Origin of the sequence: Bacillus sp. FDAARGOS_1420 (assembly GCF_019344915.1) — a bacterium.
Lineage (GTDB): Bacteria > Bacillota > Bacilli > Bacillales > Bacillaceae_G > Bacillus_A > Bacillus_A mycoides.
The window spans coordinates 181,274-200,435 of sequence record NZ_JAHWJB010000003.1 but is presented as its reverse complement, the minus strand read 5'-3'; the positions used below and the strand labels follow the sequence as shown (position 1 = coordinate 200,435).

At 34.8% G+C, this 19,162-nt stretch carries 15 protein-coding genes and 2 pseudogenes; 4 read left to right on the top strand and 13 right to left on the bottom strand.

Annotated features, from left to right (window positions below; genetic code table 11):
• Positions 1-790: 790 nt before the first annotated feature.
• Positions 791-1,119 (top strand): annotated as a pseudogene (locus I6L50_RS35110) (stress protein); the annotation flags it as partial.
• Positions 1,120-1,238: 119 nt separating this feature from the next.
• On the opposite strand, the gene I6L50_RS29985 reads toward I6L50_RS35110, so the two are convergent.
• From I6L50_RS29985 to I6L50_RS29975, 4 genes and pseudogenes are all read right to left on the bottom strand, one after another.
• Complete coding sequence (locus I6L50_RS29985; RefSeq protein ID WP_219303882.1) at positions 1,239-2,471, bottom strand: glycoside hydrolase family 5 protein; 1,233 nt, start codon at positions 2,469-2,471, stop codon at positions 1,239-1,241.
• A gap of 696 nt (positions 2,472-3,167) precedes the next feature.
• Complete coding sequence (locus tag I6L50_RS29980; RefSeq protein ID WP_219303881.1) at positions 3,168-3,707, bottom strand: hypothetical protein; 540 nt, start codon at positions 3,705-3,707, stop codon at positions 3,168-3,170.
• Positions 3,708-4,010: 303 nt separating this feature from the next.
• Positions 4,011-4,121, bottom strand: a pseudogene (locus I6L50_RS35105) (DNA-binding protein); the annotation flags it as partial.
• Between the two features lie 33 nt (positions 4,122-4,154).
• Positions 4,155-4,373, bottom strand: coding sequence for a hypothetical protein (locus I6L50_RS29975; RefSeq protein ID WP_033706791.1), 219 nt, complete (start codon positions 4,371-4,373; stop codon positions 4,155-4,157).
• 366 nt (positions 4,374-4,739) lie between these two features.
• On the opposite strand from I6L50_RS29975, the gene I6L50_RS29970 reads away from it, so the two are divergent.
• Positions 4,740-5,840: a response regulator aspartate phosphatase gene (locus I6L50_RS29970; RefSeq protein WP_219303880.1), complete on the top strand. Its 1,101-nt coding sequence runs from the start codon at positions 4,740-4,742 to the stop codon at positions 5,838-5,840.
• The gene (locus I6L50_RS29965) at positions 5,840-5,998 is read left to right on the top strand and encodes a Phr family secreted Rap phosphatase inhibitor (protein ID WP_219303879.1); all 159 of its coding nucleotides are present in this window, start codon (positions 5,840-5,842) and stop codon (positions 5,996-5,998) included. The genes I6L50_RS29970 and I6L50_RS29965 overlap by 1 nt, the downstream gene beginning before the upstream one ends.
• Before the next feature lie 290 nt (positions 5,999-6,288).
• On the opposite strand, the gene I6L50_RS29960 is transcribed toward I6L50_RS29965, so the two are convergent.
• From I6L50_RS29960 to iolG, 8 genes are all read right to left on the bottom strand, one after another.
• Complete coding sequence (locus I6L50_RS29960) at positions 6,289-7,173, bottom strand: Rpn family recombination-promoting nuclease/putative transposase (RefSeq protein ID WP_219303878.1); 885 nt, start codon at positions 7,171-7,173, stop codon at positions 6,289-6,291.
• 181 nt (positions 7,174-7,354) lie between these two features.
• Positions 7,355-8,146, bottom strand: coding sequence for a 5-deoxy-glucuronate isomerase (locus tag I6L50_RS29955; RefSeq protein WP_219303877.1), 792 nt, complete (start codon positions 8,144-8,146; stop codon positions 7,355-7,357).
• Positions 8,147-8,250: 104 nt separating this feature from the next.
• A complete protein-coding gene (locus I6L50_RS29950) occupies positions 8,251-9,096 on the bottom strand; it encodes a class II fructose-bisphosphate aldolase (RefSeq protein ID WP_219303876.1) in 846 nt (281 codons plus the stop codon).
• Positions 9,097-9,224: 128 nt separating this feature from the next.
• Entirely contained in the window at positions 9,225-10,121 is an 897-nt protein-coding gene (iolE, locus tag I6L50_RS29945) for a myo-inosose-2 dehydratase (RefSeq protein ID WP_002065461.1), read from the bottom strand.
• A 122-nt stretch (positions 10,122-10,243) separates the two neighbouring features.
• Positions 10,244-12,178, bottom strand: a complete 1,935-nt coding sequence (iolD, locus tag I6L50_RS29940) for a 3D-(3,5/4)-trihydroxycyclohexane-1,2-dione acylhydrolase (decyclizing) (protein ID WP_219303875.1) — start codon at positions 12,176-12,178, stop codon at positions 10,244-10,246.
• Positions 12,179-12,332: 154 nt separating this feature from the next.
• Positions 12,333-13,796 carry a CoA-acylating methylmalonate-semialdehyde dehydrogenase gene (locus I6L50_RS29935; protein WP_219303874.1) on the bottom strand — a complete coding sequence of 488 codons (1,464 nt, stop codon included), beginning with the start codon at positions 13,794-13,796 and terminating at the stop codon, positions 12,333-12,335.
• A gap of 78 nt (positions 13,797-13,874) precedes the next feature.
• Positions 13,875-14,873 carry a 5-dehydro-2-deoxygluconokinase gene (gene iolC, locus I6L50_RS29930; protein WP_219303873.1) on the bottom strand — a complete coding sequence of 333 codons (999 nt, stop codon included), beginning with the start codon at positions 14,871-14,873 and terminating at the stop codon, positions 13,875-13,877.
• Between the two features lie 107 nt (positions 14,874-14,980).
• A complete protein-coding gene (gene iolG, locus I6L50_RS29925; protein ID WP_219303872.1) occupies positions 14,981-16,006 on the bottom strand; it encodes an inositol 2-dehydrogenase in 1,026 nt (341 codons plus the stop codon).
• 495 nt (positions 16,007-16,501) lie between these two features.
• Here iolG and I6L50_RS29920 point away from each other — a divergent pair, with 495 nt between their 5' ends.
• Complete coding sequence (locus tag I6L50_RS29920; RefSeq protein ID WP_219303871.1) at positions 16,502-17,782, top strand: MFS transporter; 1,281 nt, start codon at positions 16,502-16,504, stop codon at positions 17,780-17,782.
• Positions 17,783-17,870: 88 nt separating this feature from the next.
• Here the strand turns inward: I6L50_RS29920 and I6L50_RS29915 are convergent, their stop codons facing one another.
• Positions 17,871-18,872 (bottom strand): LacI family DNA-binding transcriptional regulator, encoded by a 1,002-nt coding sequence (locus tag I6L50_RS29915; protein ID WP_219303870.1) that lies wholly within the window; start codon positions 18,870-18,872, stop codon positions 17,871-17,873.
• Positions 18,873-19,162: the final 290 nt, after the last annotated feature.

The window sequence follows — 19,162 nt, the reverse complement described above, 5'->3', positions numbered from 1 at the left end:
TTATTTATGGTATCATTTGAAATGAAATCACTACTATATCCTTTTACATGCATCTTTAGAAATAGCAATTTAGCTTTCACAAGCGGAGTTTTATTTATCCCCCCTTTCAAGTATGTTATTTTTCTATTTTAAGCAAATATAAAAATAAGAATTATTCCAAATAAACCGTATTAAATATATACTTCACTCTATTAAAATGGTTTTTAGTTTTGATTGGATAAAAGGTTTAATTTAGGCCTAATTAAATTGTATGAAATCCTTACCATAAGAAATTCACTAAAACTTAACTAAGTGAATATATCCCCTGGATAATTCTACTTAATGGCTTTTTAAACCACTCTAACTGCTTCACTTCATTCATACATCTATTTACTACAGCCGCTTGTTGTTTTGTTGGATTACTGAACCATAAATTCTAAATAGAAGAATACAATAAATTGGAGGACTATATTGTAACATGTATACATAAGTTTTAAATATTAAAATCAAAAAATATATAAATTTTACATTATACGTATCTTCATATATTACAATTATTTAGTATTAATTTTAATTTGCTGCCTTATATACAGAAAATGCACTAGCATTAGAGTATCTAACTACAGGAACCAATATATATTTTGGAGAATAAGGCAATATATCACGTCTAAAAACTACTTTCGTCTTATCGCGGATTCTTACCACCCACGCCCGTTCTTCCGGTTACGTTTTGATAAAGGGGCAATGTTCATTGATCAATAGTTAGTTATGACGTTTAGGTATTTATTTACATTAGGAGGATAGAACTAATATGTTTAAAAAATCATCAGTATTTCTTATTGGCACTCTACTATTATTCAGTTGAACAGCTTGTGATAGCATTAAATCAATGGAAAGTAATGTTGCAGTTAGTAAAAATTTAAAGGTGCAGGATTAGAAGCAGAAGAGCCTACTGATCTACCACAAAAAGAGTTTGGTAATACTAGAAAAGATGCGAAACGTATTCTGGTACCTGCTTTAGGAGAAGATAGCGGCAGTAGATTATTCGAATTTAAAAACAAAGAAGATCTTGAACAGGCTAAAAAGTACTATGACGATTTAGGAAATGGAAATCAAATGCTCTTCTCTCATACCTACTCACTGGACTGTGGCACTTCACGTTCCTTGAGGAAGGAGTCTTCTTGGCTAAAATGATAAAAAACATCTAATTCTATTTGAATTAGATGCTTACATTTAGTCCTTAATCCTAACATTCTAAACTATTTATGAGCCTGTAAATCTTTTTTTATTACATCCCAAAGTGAATTATCTTGACGTATCGGTTTACCCTCTTCGTCCCATTTTATTTTTCCTGTTCCTAATTCATAATTCATTCCCGTCCAAGTGTCTTCACGGAACGCATAGAATGATTTATGCCAACCTTTTTGGTTGAAGATAGAAATAAGGTCTTGCATGTATTGGGTAGCTCCAGGGACAGTACGGTTAATTCCAAACTCCTCCGCAATAATTCGATTAGATGGTACATGATTTTTCTTAGACCATTGTTGGATTGGCTTTAAAAATTTCTCTAATCCCTGTTTGTTCCACATTACAGGTTTCTCTAAATCCCCTACTTTTACAAATCCCGGATATTGATATTCCTTGTTTTGTTTTTCACCTTGGCTCGTTAATTCATATGGTTCATACATATGAAATGCGTAAAGTGTTTTTTTATCCTTTATTGGTTTTAAATATTTAAAGGCCCATGGAGTAGCATATAAACCTGAATCTAAAATAATCGGTGTTTCTTGGTCCACTTCACGAATGGAATTAATGACCTTTTGATTAAATCTATTTAAATCCGCTGTCGTTCCTTTCACTTTTTCATACCATTTCTCGTAATCTTCCGTCCAAAAATCATTATATCTATTATTTTTAGCTGTTTCTGGATGCGGTTCATTTATAATATTGTAACCAACTACTGCAGGGTGATCTTTTAGTTCAAGAGCAAGGTCCTTCCAAAATTGACTTGCTTGTTCTTGATACTTCTCTTCTTCCCATATTCTGTCGTCATTCTTATTATTATTAAATTGGCGCCATCGATCACCAGGTAAGGATAACATTGTAAGAACGACTTTCATTCCTTGCGATTGTGCAGCATCTAAATCCGCCTTTAATTTTTCTAGATCCTCATTTACTAATCCCTGATAGTTATCTGCATTACCTATCAGAAAATCCTTTCCGGAAGTATCTGGTTTATCTTCAAATAGAAAACCTTTATCCTTTGCCCATTTATCTGGTGCTAAACGAACATATTCAATATTTGCTTCTTTTGCACTTTTATAGTTTTCAGGTAATGAAGTACTATTCATAAAATTAGTACCTTTTCTTTTGGAATCCCAAAAATTAATTTTGGAATCACTCTTGTGATAAGTATCAGCTTTCACATTCATTTCCTGTACTCCAAAACTCATCATTCCTAATAACGCAACAATTGGCAAAACTTTTTTCACAACTTTTCCTTCTTTCTATATATATTTTACACACATAACATACCTTTGTTTTGTTACAGGAATATGGCAATTTTACAAAAATAAACTTTAAGTTTATAAGGTGATAGTTCATTCATAAAAAAGAAAGAGACAATTAGAACGTTGCTTCATTTAAAAAAAACAAAAAAGGAATCCTTGACGGATTCCTTTTTTGCAAATATGTCAATGATATTGTGGACAGCCCCATTTTTTATAATCTTAATTATTTTATTAGTTTTCGGGCCTCTTAAAGGAATTTTATATGTATTACAAGGAAAAGATTTTCATTATCCTATTATCTCCAAATGGATTAGCAAGTAAAAAATCAATAAAGAAGATTCCAGTGAATTATGGATTCTTCTTTATTTTGTATTTAGTATCTATTTATGAACTATAAACTCATATTTTGTGTTTTAATTCTATTTGTGTTTATAATTAAGCTATCTTGATGGATTTGACAGAATGACCTCTGGGTTTTCATTTTAGAATCCGTAATTTTTTATAAAAAAGATTGATCATTTTATGTGACCTTCCCTCCATTACAGTACCGTATCTTCATTTTTAGCTGACAGTTACTATTGAGGAGTTATCTATCACTCTTTATTTTATATATACTTTTCTTTAACTTAGGCTTTTTATGTAATCTTACTTTGGTTCCATTAATATCAAAATCAACCTTTACTTCCTCCAAAGACTCCATTTTCCATATTTGGGATGTTCAAATTTCTTATAAAGCATACCTAATGCTAGAGATATTAAAAACATTAAAACAGCTGTTCCTAAAATTATAGAAGTAATTAAGCCCATCAAATTACTCATAAAGGTTTGAAAATCAAAAGAACGGGTTGTCAGCATTAACACTGGTAAAATCCTTATTAGTAGTATGAGTATAAATGAATCTACTCCAAAATAAATGGATCGCTTTTTCCACTTTATATGCTTAAACCATAAAGAAGCTCCAAAAACTAATAAAGAAATTAAAATTACTACAGAAAGGATAAGGAAAATAACATCAATAAATGCAGGCACACTCGCATGAACTGCCCCATCTATTTTATCTCCCCCATCTTTCATTACATCACTGCCGCCATTAAACAAAGGACCAAACCAGTCTACAATCCAATCGGTCATCCAGGAAATATCAAATGGTAACTCTTCATTTTTTATTTGTATAGAAGCAACTGAGTTGAAAATTTTCAAATTCTCCTCCCCCTTCATTAAAAATCCCCCCTTTACTTTAAGTATATAAATTTCCTTAACCAAAACTAATCAAGTATTAAATCATACTTGATTAAATAGAAGGACCACACTTATGAATAGAAATTTCATTTGTTACATTTGTACACTCGCGTTTTGATAACGATCCGTTGCATTTAGCTTTGTACCTATTTTGGAATAAGTAAAAAAGTACCCATCCAATTGTGATACACATAATAATTGGATGGGTACTTCATTACACATTCTTTATTCTGTTTTTATTGACATAGACGAGTTTTATACATTTCATGGTGATACAAACTATAGTACCGAATTAAATAATTTTAAAATATTACTACGTAATTCACTCGATTTAAGAAAATAAAATTTCACAAACCTTTGATGATAGCTTCTTGGTTTATCGGATAGAACATACGTATGAAAAAATGCAACATAATATCGGTTTTTCTAACCTTGTAAATGACTTAATATATATCTTTGCGTATTTATGTCTTGGCGTTTTAATGCCGTTACTAATTCTCGATTAACATCTGATACAGGTAATGGTTCTCCATATATATCAAATAATCTTATACCCAACTTACTTAAAATCCGTATATTATTAAGATTCCTACTCTCTTGTGTATAACTAATAATAGTGCGTAAATTAATCCCAAAACTTATCATAAACTAACGCTCCCTCTTCAATGTAAATAGATATGGATATACTTCTATTTATTTTCGAGGAATCCCTTGAAGCTTAATAAGCCCTATATATTTCTCAATACCATAACAGTATAAACTCTCTCTCTTTCTAATATAGTGCTACGCCACCTCTTATAAGAAGTATTCAATAGACAACCATTAATAAATTTTGAAAAAACCATTAACGAAACTAGTACTGTCTTAACTATACTATTTCAAATTTAAAAGCATGGACATTATTATAATTCGGAATATTCTGTATATTAATGAAAAAAATCGTAGTTACATTTAATGTATCTAATTCCTGTTATTATCAGAATAAGCCTTTACAGAGAAATGGGGGATATTATGACTGTTCAAGAAAAAAGTAATAAACAATTGATGGAACTATTACATGAATGGTATGAAGAAATTCGTTTATATCATGTAAAAGAAGCAAAACAGACATATCTACAAGTAAAAGAACGTTTAAAGGAAATAGAAACAGACCAATATGTATCATTCTATTATTCCCTACTGAATTTTAGATATAAAGTCTTGGTAGATGGAATGAGTATTACAAAAGATTCTTTTAATCAAATAGAAAAACTCCCTAATATCAAAGAGGAATTTTCATTTTTAGCTTACTATTATTATTTCTTTAAGGCAATCCACTCTACAATTTCAGCAAATTATACTGAAGCGAAAACACACTATGGAAAGGCAAAAGAAATTTTAATTGATATACCTGATGAAGTAGAAAAAGCCGAGTTTGAGTATAGATTTTCAACTTACTGTTATCAATCTTATCAACCATTTGAAGCGATTCAACATGTAGTAAAAGCCAAAGAAATATACCGGAATCATGGAGGCTATGAAATTAATATTGCTTTATGCGACAATGTATATGGACTGGCTTGTATAGATCTAAGAGAATTTGAAAGAGCGGAAGAATGTCTCAATACGGTTATTGATGTTTTTAAGAAGTATAATGAAGAACAATTATTATTACGAGTACGATCCAATTTAGGCTGGTTATATAATATTCAAGATCTATATCCATTGGCGATTAGACAGAGTTCTGAGATTATAAATACCATACCGAATCATTTTAAAGCATTATTTGTCTTAGCAAGAGCATATTATAAATTAGAAGGCGTTGAAACAGCAAAAGCATATATCGAGCAAGGAATGAAGTATACAAATGAATTAGGAAATGAGGAATATAAGCATCGTTTCGCAGTTTTAAATGAACTAATCACAGAACTACCTAAAATTAAACTAGAAAAAGTAGTTACTGATGCAATTTTTTATTTTGAAAAAGAGGACATGTGGGATTGTGTAAAAGAATATGCAGAGATTTTAGCACTCCAATTTTACGAGGCAAATAATCATGTTAAAGCGAGCAAATATTTCTATATTAGCAATAATGCTGATAAGAAACATTTGAGAAAAGGAGCGTTAAGGTAATGAAAAAAACAAAAAAATTGTTTTTAAGTATGGTAGTAGTAAGTGCATTAGCATGTAGCATGATTAGTTTAAATGTATCACAACACTCTTCGTTTAATGGTGGAGATACGCCAGCACCAACAAAACTGATTGTCTCTAGTGGAGTATCTATTGATTAACGTAATACATTTTTCTTGCTTTTAAAATCAGAAAATTCAGCCTCTTAATTTTTAAAAAATGTTAAATACATGGATAAAATATTGAACCCCTTGTCCGAAACATATTTGTTTCGGACTATTCACGTTCTTCTTTCAACTTTTCTATATAATTGTGAGCAGAATGAAAAATATTAAAAAGTTGATTGAGAAAAAGCACTGCTAAAATCTTCAGCAATGCTTTTCTATTAAACATACCATGATAATGAGTATCTACTTTCTTTTATTCATGAGTACTGTAGGTACATATATATTTACTTTAATTTCAAGATACGTTCTATTTCCTCCACACTCAACTTACTTGCTTTTGCAATAGTTTCAAGCGGCACACCAATTTCATGCATCCCTCGAATCATTTGCATCTTACCTTGCTCAATGCCTTTTTCCATACCCTCTTGTTCTGCATGTGCTAGCTTAGCTTGTTCATCTAGAAGTAATTTCTCTCGAGCTTCATATGCTGTTCGGAAAGAAGAATCGTGGCTCATATTCTCCCATTTATTTATCGCCTTTTGTAAAATTGGATCTTGATTCATCGCAATCTCCTCCAATGTTTGAGTTAAATGTTCATCTTCATGTGCTGGTAATAATAACATCCAACGAACAAATTTATTTTCCCACGGGTTTACTTTTTCTTCACGCCATTGTTTTACCAATTTCGGTATCTCTACAAAATGGATTTCAATGTCGTCACTTAATAGTTGCTGCATTTTTGTATTCCATAATTGTCCGATGGTATGAAATGCATCATCCTGAGAAAATAAAATAAAGTCTAGTAAGTTAATCGTAATTGTTTTTCGAAGTGAACGATATGGCATCCCTTCTTGCATTTGGGATGTATATAGTTTACTCCAATAGTATAAAGATCGCTTCACCATATCATGTGTATTTCGAAGCTGGATTTCTATATTTACTTGCGTCCCATTATCTAGTGTTGCTAATAGATCTAAAATCGATAACTTATCATCTTCATAAGATTTATGGAGGTGTGGATCATCTAATTGTAGCGAAGTAATAGGTGCATCTAAAGATTCCTCTAAAATTGCATTTAGGAAACCCGTTAAAATTTCCTCATTTCCTTTTGTTCCAAATAGCTGTTTAAAAGCAAAATCAATCCGTAAATTTACTAATTTAGTGGACATGGATTTCCTCTCCCTGTCTATATCATCTCTTATTACTATTGTACATAAAAAAAGGTAGAACATGCAAACAGGCTCTTACGTTACCTCACATAAGAGCCTGCCTACATTGACAAAAAATTAGTGGTTCTTAGCAAAAACAATTGCAAGTGACATCGTTTTTGTCCAGAACCTTTATTTTCATCTATTCTTTTTCTGGCCAAATTTTCGCATTTGGTTCTAATAACCACTTGTGTTCTTCCTCCATGATACGATCATTCCATGGGTTATTCTCAAGATGTCGAATCATCCAACAAAAATACATTGCATATCCAGGTGCCGTTGCTTGTGGGTGGTCTAGCTCACCCGGAATTGTAATGAAGCTATTATGTACAACGCGATAAGCATCCTCACCTACCATTGCACATCCAAATCCCTGCAGCTTATTAAAGCGATAATAATATACCTCTGGCTGGTCATGATGATGCGGTGGATAACTAGACCATCGACCTGGATAAGAAATAACTTCTCCTACTACCATATTAGAATATGCTGCATTTTTATAGTCAAAAATCGTACGAATAACACGTTGTGCTGTTCCCTCCCATACTCCTTCTCCAGCTACAACACTTTGACACTCATTTGGAGTATACAACTTGGACGCAAATTCTTGATCATTATCTGTTTTTTGAACAAGCACTTCACTATCTGAAAGAGCAGTAATTGTAACCTTCACATTTTTAGCCACATGTAAACACCAAGGGTTTTCTTCAAAAACAGACTGTCTTTGAATAACTTGTTCTATTCCTTCCCACTCTAGACGTATTGTCCCTTCTAGTAAAAGTACTGCCGTTTCATTTTTATTATCAAATAGCAACTCTTCTTTTCCATTAGACATCTTATATATGCCTATATCCATTAACATATCACTGCATTGACCGTTCATTTCTGTTAATACATTATAGCCTTCATTTAATTCACCTAATTTTCCTAACATGATGTTCTCCTCCTTTTTTTAATGGCTACTCTATCATTCTCTACTTTTGTCAACTAACTAAATTATGAGTTCCTTCTATTATTTAATGAAGAAGGCTTTTCTGGTTATGCTTTGTTTTCACTTCCGAATATGCGTATATGATTTTTAACGTTTTCGTATGCGGCCTCAATTACATCTTGTTGGTACGTAAAGTAATCTAAATAAGGAGTATTTAAGGCCGTAGTGTTAACTCTAGTAATTACATTCTGAAACGTGGCTGTTGCTACATTAATTTTTCGAACACCATGTTGGATGCATTGTTTAAAAATATCTGGGCTAATTCCAGATCCACCATGTAATACGAGCGGGATATGAACTACCTCATTAATTTCCTGTAGACGGTCTAATCGTAAATCAGGATCTCCACTGTACATACCATGCGCATTTCCAATTGCAACAGCTAACGCATCTACGTCTGTTTCTTCTGCAAATCGTTTTGCTTCTGTAGTGCTTGTCAGCAACATTTCAATATCTTCTGATCCATCCTCACTACCACCAACTCTACCAATCTCGGCCTCTACCGTCGCTCCATACTGTTTCGCAAGTTCTACAATTTCTTTTGTCTTTTGGATATTTTCTTCTAATGGATAGTGAGAGCCATCAAACATAACCGAGCTAAAGCCAATCTCTAACGTCTCTTTAATCTTTTCAAACGTCATCCCGTGATCAAAGTGAACTGCTACTGAAACAGTTGCTTTTTTTGCTGCAGCTACCATCAAGGGACCAATCATATGAATTGGCGAATGATTCAAACGAACTTCCGCGATTTGTAGAATAAGCGGTGAACTTAACTCTTCAGCTGCTTTAATAGCTCCCATTACCATTTCCATATTAGCGACACTAAAAGCTCCAACCCCATAATTCTCTTGATTTGCTTTAATTAAAATATCTTTCATTTGAACTAATGGCATTACATACTCCCCTATTTCAATATTATTTATTACATGTAAAACCAACCTTCACGTCTTTTTACCCCTTTTGTAAGAAGATATGTTGATTACCATACCATTTACTTAGGGATAATCTTAAAATGCTTAAATTACAGACCTGCTTTTTCTTGTATAAATTTTCGGGCTTTTAATGCGTATTCAAAGGGATTCGCTAAAGCTGGGTCTTGCTCTGCTTCTACCACAAACCACCCTTGATAATCAGAGTTTGCAAGGATAGTAAACAATTCATCAAACACAATTACGCCATCCCCGGGAACTGTAAATGCTCCATTCTTCACTGCCTGTAGGAAACTTAATTTGCTTTCCTTTACAGCATCTACTACTTCTTGACGAATATCTTTTAAATGTACGTGTTTAATACGAGGTAAATATTTCTTCAAAATATAAAGTGGCTCTTCTCCTGAAAAAACAAGATGACCTGTATCAAAAAGCAGAGATACAAGCGCTGGATCAGTCATGTCCATTAACTTTTCAATTTCTGCCGTTGTTTGAACACCTGTACCCATATGATGATGGTATACAATATGCAGCCCCTTTTCTTGAGCTAATTTACCGAGGTTATGCAAACCCTCCGCAAGCTTATCCCACTCTTCTTCTGTAAAAATAGGCTTATTTTTAAATAGTGGTACATCCATTAAACCTTGAATACTATGCCCTTGCTCTGAAACAACGATGACTTTTGCACCCATGTCATGCAAGAAATCCCTATGCTTAATAAATTCTTCTACTGTCTCTTCAAGTGGCTTCGTTGTTAAAAACGTACTAAACCATGCACTAGCAATCTCCAAGTTTCGTAATTCCAAAGATTTTTTTAATACAACTGTATTTCTCGGATATTTATTCCCTACTTCACTTCCATTAAATCCAGCTAGTGCCATCTCACTAATACATTGTTCAAACGTGTTTTCTGCCCCTAGCTCCGGCATATCATCATTTGTCCAAGCAATTGGTGCAATACCAAGCTTAACTGTATTTTCTTTAAACATCCCCTTGTCTCTCCTCTTTACAAAATGTGATAGAATTTCGCCAAATTCTCTTAACTGGTTATTGAAAAGAGAGCTTCCTAATCAATATGCATGTAGATAAGAAGCTCTCTTTGTGTCCTAATCTAATAAGATCTTGCCTGTTGCAAGTTACTTACTTTACTCTCGTACGCAGCTTGTATACTTTGACTTTTAGATACTTCCGCAACACCTACATGCCACCATGACTCGTATCCATTTGTCATTGTTTTGGGTAATACTTTAATATCAATTAATGTGGAAACTGTTTGTTTTTTCGCATCTATAAGCGCTTCCTGTAATTGTTCTAGTGATGTAACATGATATGTTTTCACACCATATCCAGCTGCGCTAGCTGCAAAATCAATTTTCATAATTGCCCCGTCTAATTTACGAGTTTCCTGGTTTCGGTAGCGAAACTCTGTTCCAAAGCTCCCCATTCCATTACCCATTTGTAAGTTATTAATGCAACCAAATCCGGAGTTATCAAACAATAAAACGTTAATTTTTCTGTTTTCTTGAAGACTTGTGACAAGCTCAGAATGAAGCATCTGGTAACTACCATCCCCTACCATTGCATATACTTCCTTCGATGGTTCAGCTAGCTTTGCACCTAGTGCGCCCGCAACCTCATAGCCCATGCAAGAGTATCCATACTCCATGTGATATGTATTTGGTTTTCTTGATGCCCACATTCTTTGTAAATCACCTGGAAGACTTCCTGCCGCTCCAACGATAATTGCATCTTCATCAAGTAATGTATTGATTTGTCCAATGACTGCAGTCTGTGTTAATTGTGTACCAAGTGCGTCTACATACTCATTTAACTTTCCATCGAAATGGCCTTCTACTTCTGGTGTGAAATCTTGACCTGTAAAGCAAATATTATGTAGACGTGATAATTCTGTTTCCCAAGCCTCTTTTGCAGCAGCAATTTCCACTGTATAACTAGATCGATAATCAATTACTTGCAGTTCATCAATTAGAGCAAGAAGCGCTTCTTTCGCATCCGCTATAATCTTTAATGCATCCAGCTTATTGGTATGGAATTCTGAAATATTGATGTTTAAAAACTCAACTTCCTCATTTTGAAATAATTGTTTAGATGCCGTTGTAAAATCAGTAAATCTCGTCCCGATCCCAATAACAAGATCCGCTTCCTTTGCAATTGTATTAGCTGCTATATTTCCAGTTACCCCGATGCCACCAAGATTATATGGATGACTACTTTCAATCGCACTTTTTCCAGCTTGTGTTTCTCCAAATGGAATGTGGAATGTTTCAGCAAACTGTTTTAACTCTTCTGCCGCTTCTGCGTATCTTACACCACCACCGCAAATCATAACTGGCTTTTTCTTTCTCTTAATCATTTCCACTGCATCCGCTAAGCTGGCTTTTGTAGGTGGACGACGTTCAATACGGTGAACACGCTTTTGGAAGAAGTAATCTGGAAAATCCCATGCTTCTCCTTGGACATCTTGTGGTAAACAAATTGTTACAGCTCCTGTATCTGCCGGATTTGTTAAAACACGCATCGCTTGAATCATAGCTGTCATCAATTGTTCAGGACGATTTATCCTGTCCCAGTACTTACTTACTGCACGAAAAGCATCATTTGTAGAAATAGATAAGTCATGTGTTTGTTCAATTTGTTGAAGAACAGGATCAGGTTGTCTCGTTGCAAATACATCTCCTGGAAGTAGTAACACGGGAATATTATTTGCAGATGCTGTTGCTGCAGAGGTAATCATATTTGCTGATCCAGGACCAACAGAAGAAGTACATGCCATAATTTGTTTTCTATGTTTTTGTTTTGCAAAGGCCATCGCAGCATTTGCCATTCCTTGTTCATTTCTCCCTTGGTAAACTTCTAATTCCCCTGCGTCTTCTTCTAAAGCTTGACCTAGGCCTACTACATTCCCATGACCAAAAATCGTAAAGATTCCCTTAATAAACTTTTGTTTCTCTCCATCAAACTCTACGTACTGCTGATTCAAAAATTTCACCAATGCTTGCGCAGTCGTCATTCTAACAGTTTGCATATAATTTGCTCCTTTCTATCTCTAACAGTCATTCTGCATATGAAAAAGGAGTATTAGGAATTTGATAGATTCCTAATACTTCCTTCTTATGTTTTACTACTTGCGTTACTTTCGCTTCCAAGCAACTAGACAGATTCTACTTCTCTCTTAATGATTACTTTTCCCAACGAGATGTAAGCATTTTCTTTCTAGTATAAAACTCAACGCCGTCCGTACCGTTCGCATGAAGATCACCATAGAAAGAGTCTTTCCAGCCAGAGAACGGGAAGAACGCCATTGGTGCCGGAACCCCAACATTCACACCTAACATACCTGATTCAATTGTTTCACGGAATTGACGTACACTTGCCCCACTATCTGTATAAATGCAAGCTCCATTTGCAAAACGAGACTCATTGGCAATTTCAATCGCTTCATCCAATGATTTCACACGAACAATAGATAGAACAGGAGCAAAAATCTCATCTTGCCAGATTTTCATTTCTTTTGTGACATGGTCAAAAATTGTTGGCCCAACGAAGTAACCAGCTCCTTTTACAGCTGTATCTTCGCGTCCATCACGAACTAATGTAGCGCCCTGTTCTACACCTGAATCGATGTAACCAATTGTGCGCTCTTTATGGTTATCACGAATAACAGGCCCTAAAAACACATCTTCATCAAGACCATTTCCGATGATAATTTTGTTCGCTTCTTCTACTAATCTTCCAACTAATTGATCTGCAATTTCTTCTTCTACTGTTACAACAGAAGCGGCCATACAACGCTCACCAGCTGAACCGAATGCAGCACTAATAATTTGCTTTGTCGCTAGCTCAAGATTCGCATCATTTAATACAATGGAATGGTTTTTCGCACCTGCTAGTGCTTGAACGCGTTTTAAGTTTTCTGTTCCTTTTTTGTATACATATTCTGCGACAGGCTGAGAACCTACAAATGAAATTGCCTTCACTAATTTATGTTCAAGAAGACCGTTTACTACATCGTGAGCACCATTTACAATATTTAATACACCTTTAGGTATGCCTGCTTCTGCAGCTAATTCTGCTAATCTTGCTGCTAGAAGTGGTGTACGCTCTGAAGGTTTTAATACAAATGTATTACCACAAGCAATCGCAAGTGGGAACATCCAGCATGGAACCATCATCGGGAAGTTAAAAGGTGTAATGCCGCCTATAACACCAATTGGGTAACGATACATACCAGACTCAATACCTGTTGCAATATCAGGTAATTGTTTTCCCATCATTAATGTAGGAGCACCCGCTGCAAACTCCACGCACTCAATACCACGAAGAACTTCACCGTAAGCCTCGTTATAGCTTTTTCCGTTTTCAATCGTAATAAGTTTCGCTAACTCTTCCCAGTTATCTACTAGTAATTGTTGATATTTAAATAGAATACGAGCGCGTTTTGGCACAGCCGTTTTAGACCAATATTTGAATGCTTCATTTGCTGCTAATACAGCATGTTCAACATCTTCTTTTGTTGAAAGTGGTACTTGAGCGATTACTTCCCCTGTTGCCGGATTATATACAGCTTCCATCTTAGTTGAAATGGATTCTACCCATTCGCCGCCAATGTAGTTTTTTACAATTTGTGCTGTTTGTACTGTCATATTCATTCTCTCCCTTTTATGTAATGTAGAAGCATCTAATAGGATAAGCCCTTACTTGATTATTAATTCATGAGATTTCTATACCAATTCCTCAGCCGTTTCCATGAATGCAGAAATCTCTGCCCTTGTTGGCATTGCATCAGAACAGCTATGTTTAGAAATAACGATCGAAGCAGAAGCGCCACCTAATCGCATCGCTTGAGGGATCTCAAGCCCTTGCATTAAGCCATAAATAAACGCAGATGCATACGAGTCGCCCGCGCCAAACGTCTTTAACACCTTTGTTTTAAAGATACCGCCTCGATGAGATTGACCGTCTCTCGTATAAGCGATTGAACCATCCCCGCCATGTTTAATTACAACGATTTTCGCATGATGAGAAAACCATCTTTCAGCCGTAACTTGGTCATTAGACTGTTCATAGTTTAATAGTTTTTCCATCATATCGAATTCTTCACGCGTTCCAATAATGACATCAGATTTTTCAGCTGCTAGATTGTAATACACAGCCGTTTCAGCTTCTGACTGCCATGTATAAGGGCGGTAATCCACGTCAAAAAATACAACTACATCATGCTTACGCGCATATTCTAGCGCTAAAAATACCGCCTCGCGAGAAGGACTCTTCGCTAAAGCTGTTCCTGAAATTAAGAGTGCTTTTGATTGTTTAATATAATCCTCAGATACCTCTGTTGGATCAAGGTTTAAGTCTGCGACATTGTCGCGGTACATTAAAATACAGCAATCTTCAGGGCTTTTAATTTCTGTAAATGCTAAACCTGTCACTGCACCTGTACGATCGATACATATCTGATCTGTATTAATATTGTTGTCCTTTAGGTACCCAGTAATAAAGCGGCCCATTTGGTCATCGGACACTTTACCGATAAATCCTGTTTGTAAGCCAAGACGTGCAGCACCAATCGCAATATTTGCAGGAGAACCTCCTACATATTTAGTAAACGTTCTAGTTTCTTCCATAGGACGTTGTGTTTCATTAGCATTTAAATCAACGCATAAACGTCCAACTGCAATAAGGTCTAATGGACAATCTTCTTTAAAAATAAGTGGATTCATTGTTACTACCTCCCATGCTTTATGAAAGAATGAATGATATAGTTCATATTTTTATAAACCTACTATTCATTACTCTTTATTTATCTATCTAGAAGTAAGCGCTCTCTTTATTGATTTAATGCAGGCTGTTTATGTTCAATTTGAACAGGTTTTCCTGTTAGCAAAGATTCCTTCGCAGCTTTCGCAATCCGCTCTGCTTGTAACCCATCATTACCACTGCAAATAACAGCTTGTCCTTCTATAATTGACTTTGTAAATTGTGTTACTTCCTCAATGTAAGCCTGCGTGTAACGCTCTAAAAAGAAATAAAGCGGCTTATCTTTTACAACACCTTCTGTGTTAGAAACTTGTACTGTTGTCGGGCAGCAATTATCCGCAGCAACCGCGCCTTTTTCACCAAACACTTCAACACGCTGGTCATATCCATAAACAGCTTGGCGGCTATTATCAATTACTCCTAAAGCTCCATTTGTAAATTTTAATGTGACAATTGCTGTATCAACATCATTTACTTCCTGAATGGAGGAATCAATTAATGTTGTTCCATATGCAAATACTTCAACGACTTCACTATTCATCACATAGCGAGCCATATCAAAATCATGAATCATCATATCCATAAACAATCCGCCTGAAGAGCGAACATATTCTATACTTGGCGGTTGTGGATCACGTGACGTAATTTTTAAGATATGCGGCTGCCCAACTTCACCTTGTTGAATCAGATCATAAACTTTCCTGAAGTTAGGATCAAAACGACGATTAAAACCTACTTGAAGTGATACTCCCTGATCTTTTACCACTTCTAATGCTTCTAATGTTTCTTCTACTGAGAAACTAACAGGCTTTTCACAGAAAATATGTTTTTTCGCAAGAGCTGCTTCTTTAATAATTTGCGCATGTGTATTTGTTGGTGAACAAATAAAGACAGCATCAATTTCTGGATCTGCTAATAAATCCTGATAGTTTGTAGTTAGAGTGGTAATCCCTTTATCTTGAGCCCACTTTTCTAGATGACTAATTACTACATCTGAAACCGCTTTAATTTTTACTTGTGGCATAAGCTGCAAATTATCAACATGTAGTTTCCCAATTCGCCCAGCACCAATAATCCCAATTTTTAAAACGTTCATATGATTTCTCCCTCTATATTAAAATTTAAGAAACGAAATGAAAGTCTATAAGGTTAAGCACATTAAATTAAGTTAAGCGCTTTCCTTGTTTTTCTTCATTATACACACTTGATTCTAAATTGAAAACATTTTTATTTTTTGGAATACTCCCCTTTTCATCTGAATTTTAAGTTCCCTCTATAAACGTATTACATAAAAATAAAAAATAATAATTTAGAAATAAATCATCTAAAAAGCTATAAATATATTCTTTTAAAATACTGATATAACAAAGAAAACCGAGCCTTTTAAATAGTCACCTCCATCTATAAGGTATTTCTCTCTTTTCATACTCACTATTATTTTATTGTCCAATAAGTAATTAGATTGCCTCTATAAAAGAAAGTTGTAAATTGTCAAAAAATTTAATTGACGACCTCATAATGTAAGCGTATACTTTTTTTATCAAAAAGAATTAAGCGCTTAACCAAAAAATAACTTATCGGTGGTGGGAGAATGAACGCTATTAGTTCAAACAAAACATTTATGGACAGGATTGGGATCCCTTCTAATTTAACTTGGGGATACATAGGGATTATTGTTTTTATGATTGGGGACGGTTTAGAACAGGGATGGTTATCCCCTTATCTCGTTGAAAAAGGATTAACGCTAGAACACGCTGCTTTCCTGTTTACTATTTACGGAATTACTGTATCTGCTTCTTCTTGGTTTTCTGGGGTATTTGTACAAATGTGGGGGCCAAGAAAAGTCATGATGTTTGGTTTAGTATCATTCATTTTAGGTTCAATCGGGTTCATAGGTATAGGAATTCAACATATGAATTATCCCGTAATATTAATTTGCTATGCCCTACGAGGGTTCGGTTATCCTTTATTTGCTTATTCTTTTCTAGTTTGGGTATCTTACAGTACTCCTCAACAAATGCTTTCAAGAGCAGTTGGTTGGTTCTGGTTCGTATTCCAGCTAGGGCTTAGTGTTATAGGAGCCTTTTATTCTAGCTATATGGTTCCTAAAATCGGAGAAATCGCTACATTATGGAGTGCTTTAATTTTTGTTGTCGTCGGTGGATTATTCTCAATTGTTGTGAATAAGGATAAATTTAAAGCACAAACCGTAAGCGCTAACAAATCAAGTGAATTACTAAAAGGCATTACCATCGCATTTGAAAATCCTAAAGTTGGTATAGGCGGTATTGTAAAAATTATAAACTCGGCCGCTCAGTTTGGATTTGTTGTTTTCCTACCTACCTATATGATGAAATATAATTTTACGATGACTGAATGGCTTCAAATTTGGGGTACTCTATTCTTTGTAAATATGGTATTTAATATTATTTTTGGTATTGTTGGAGACAAGTTTGGTTGGGTAAATACAATTAAATGGTTCGGAGGAGTCGGTTGCGGTATTGTAACTCTTGCACTCTATTATGTACCACAAATGGTAGGACATAATTATTGGGCAATATTATTTGTTGCCTGTTGCTATGGAGCAACACTTGCCGGTTATGTACCTCTTACCGCATTAGTCCCATCTTTATCTCCTGAAAATAAAGGAGCTGCAATGTCTGTCTTAAATTTAGGTTCAGGATTATCAGCATTCGTCGGGCCATTAGTAGTAACCGTTTTCATCGGTCCATTAGGTGTTGGCGGCGTGATGTGGATCTTTGCTGGTTTGTACTTCTTTGGTGCATTTTTAACTCATTTCCTTACTATTCCAAAGGAAAATGAGATGGAGCAGGATTTAAATACGAAAAGCGGAGAACAATTCTCAGTATAAATCCTAAATATAAAAGAAGGTCATCCTAACTATACTTAGTTACGATGACCTTCTTTTGTTACATTCAAATAGGCTTATAAAAAATCTATCATGTAATATCCTTTACTGAGAATCGCTCTACTAACTGAGGAATAATTGTAATTTTTTGCTTAGCATGCTCCTTCATTTCCATCGTTTTTAGCAGTTGTTCAAACGTACAGGCTGCCATTTGTTTAATTGGCTGCTCAATTGTTGTTAACCCTGGATCTGCAATCTCAGCATAGATTGTATTATCAAATCCGATTATTGATAAATCTTCCGGAATTGAAAGTCCTTGTTTTCTTGCTTCATTCATAAGGCATATAGCAATTAAATCTGTACAAGCAAAAACCGCTGTAGGTCTGTTAGGCAAATGAAGTAATTCCTTACTTGCACGTTTACTGTCTTCCACTGTCGAATAGCAACTAATAATAGCATCATCATCTAACGATATCGCTGAATCCGTAAGAGCTTGTTTGAAACCATTCAATCTCCCTAAGCTACTTTTTCTATCCTTCTCCATCATAATTGTTAAAGATGTATGGCCATTCTGCGTTAGATAACTTCCAGCTAGATAGCCTCCTCTCATATCATCAGTTGTCACAACATGAGTTGTGATGGAATGGTGATCTACAGTGAATAGTACAAGTGGCAAATCTCGATTCACGATTTTTTTTACAAGTTTATAATCATTTAGCTCCGTTGCAATAATGATGCCATCTACTTGCTTTTTAAATAATAGATCAATGTATTCGTGTTCACGTTTTGTTTGATGGTCTGTACTACATAAAATGAGTGTATACCCGGATTCTCGTGCACTATTTTCAAACGCTCTTGCTACTTCTGCAAAAAAAGGGTTTGAGATATCTGGGACAAGTACCCCAATCGTATATGTTTTTTTACCTGTTAACGCTGCTGCTACACTACTTGGCTGATAATCTAATTCATCCATTACCTGATTTACTTTGTTTATTGTTTTTTCACTAATACGCCCAGTTTGATTAATTACCTTGGATACAGTCGCTATTGATACACCTGCTTTTTCCGCAACATCATAAATTGTTGGTTTCACTTTAATTATCCCTTCTTAATCATCTTTTTCTATATTTTATCATAAATATATTTTGCTTCTTGGTACATAAAAGGAATTCTTTTGAAATTTGTAAGTATTTCTATCTTATAGCGTAAAGCTTCATATTTACGAGCTAATTAACCTTGATGAAACACCGGTAGAAAAAAATCTGACCAATTTACTTACTAGACATTTAATATCCAAATGCAAGGCTCATTACAACCAGAGAATGCAGTAATGTTTGTGGTCCTTTCTCCTATTAACACCACCTCACGGTAATTTCTAATTAT

Excerpts from the sequence above, each read along its gene's own strand:
- iolD (WP_219303875.1), bottom strand. The coding sequence starts at position 12,178 with ATGCAAACTGTTAGAATGACGACTGCGCAAGCATTGGTGAAATTTTTG.
- iolC (WP_219303873.1), bottom strand. The coding sequence starts at position 14,873 with ATGAATCCACTTATTTTTAAAGAAGATTGTCCATTAGACCTTATTGCA.
- I6L50_RS29950 (WP_219303876.1), bottom strand. The coding sequence starts at position 9,096 with ATGCCATTAGTTCAAATGAAAGATATTTTAATTAAAGCAAATCAAGAG.
- I6L50_RS29935 (WP_219303874.1), bottom strand. The coding sequence starts at position 13,796 with ATGACAGTACAAACAGCACAAATTGTAAAAAACTACATTGGCGGCGAA.
- iolG (WP_219303872.1), bottom strand. The coding sequence starts at position 16,006 with ATGAACGTTTTAAAAATTGGGATTATTGGTGCTGGGCGAATTGGGAAA.
- I6L50_RS29970 (WP_219303880.1), top strand. The coding sequence starts at position 4,740 with ATGACTGTTCAAGAAAAAAGTAATAAACAATTGATGGAACTATTACAT.
- I6L50_RS29965 (WP_219303879.1), top strand. The coding sequence starts at position 5,840 with ATGAAAAAAACAAAAAAATTGTTTTTAAGTATGGTAGTAGTAAGTGCA.
- I6L50_RS29955 (WP_219303877.1), bottom strand. The coding sequence starts at position 8,146 with ATGTTAGGAAAATTAGGTGAATTAAATGAAGGCTATAATGTATTAACA.
- I6L50_RS29975 (WP_033706791.1), bottom strand. The coding sequence starts at position 4,373 with ATGATAAGTTTTGGGATTAATTTACGCACTATTATTAGTTATACACAA.
- iolE (WP_002065461.1), bottom strand. The coding sequence starts at position 10,121 with ATGTTTAAAGAAAATACAGTTAAGCTTGGTATTGCACCAATTGCTTGG.
- I6L50_RS29920 (WP_219303871.1), top strand. The coding sequence starts at position 16,502 with ATGAACGCTATTAGTTCAAACAAAACATTTATGGACAGGATTGGGATC.
- I6L50_RS29980 (WP_219303881.1), bottom strand. The coding sequence starts at position 3,707 with ATGAAGGGGGAGGAGAATTTGAAAATTTTCAACTCAGTTGCTTCTATA.
- I6L50_RS29960 (WP_219303878.1), bottom strand. The coding sequence starts at position 7,173 with ATGTCCACTAAATTAGTAAATTTACGGATTGATTTTGCTTTTAAACAG.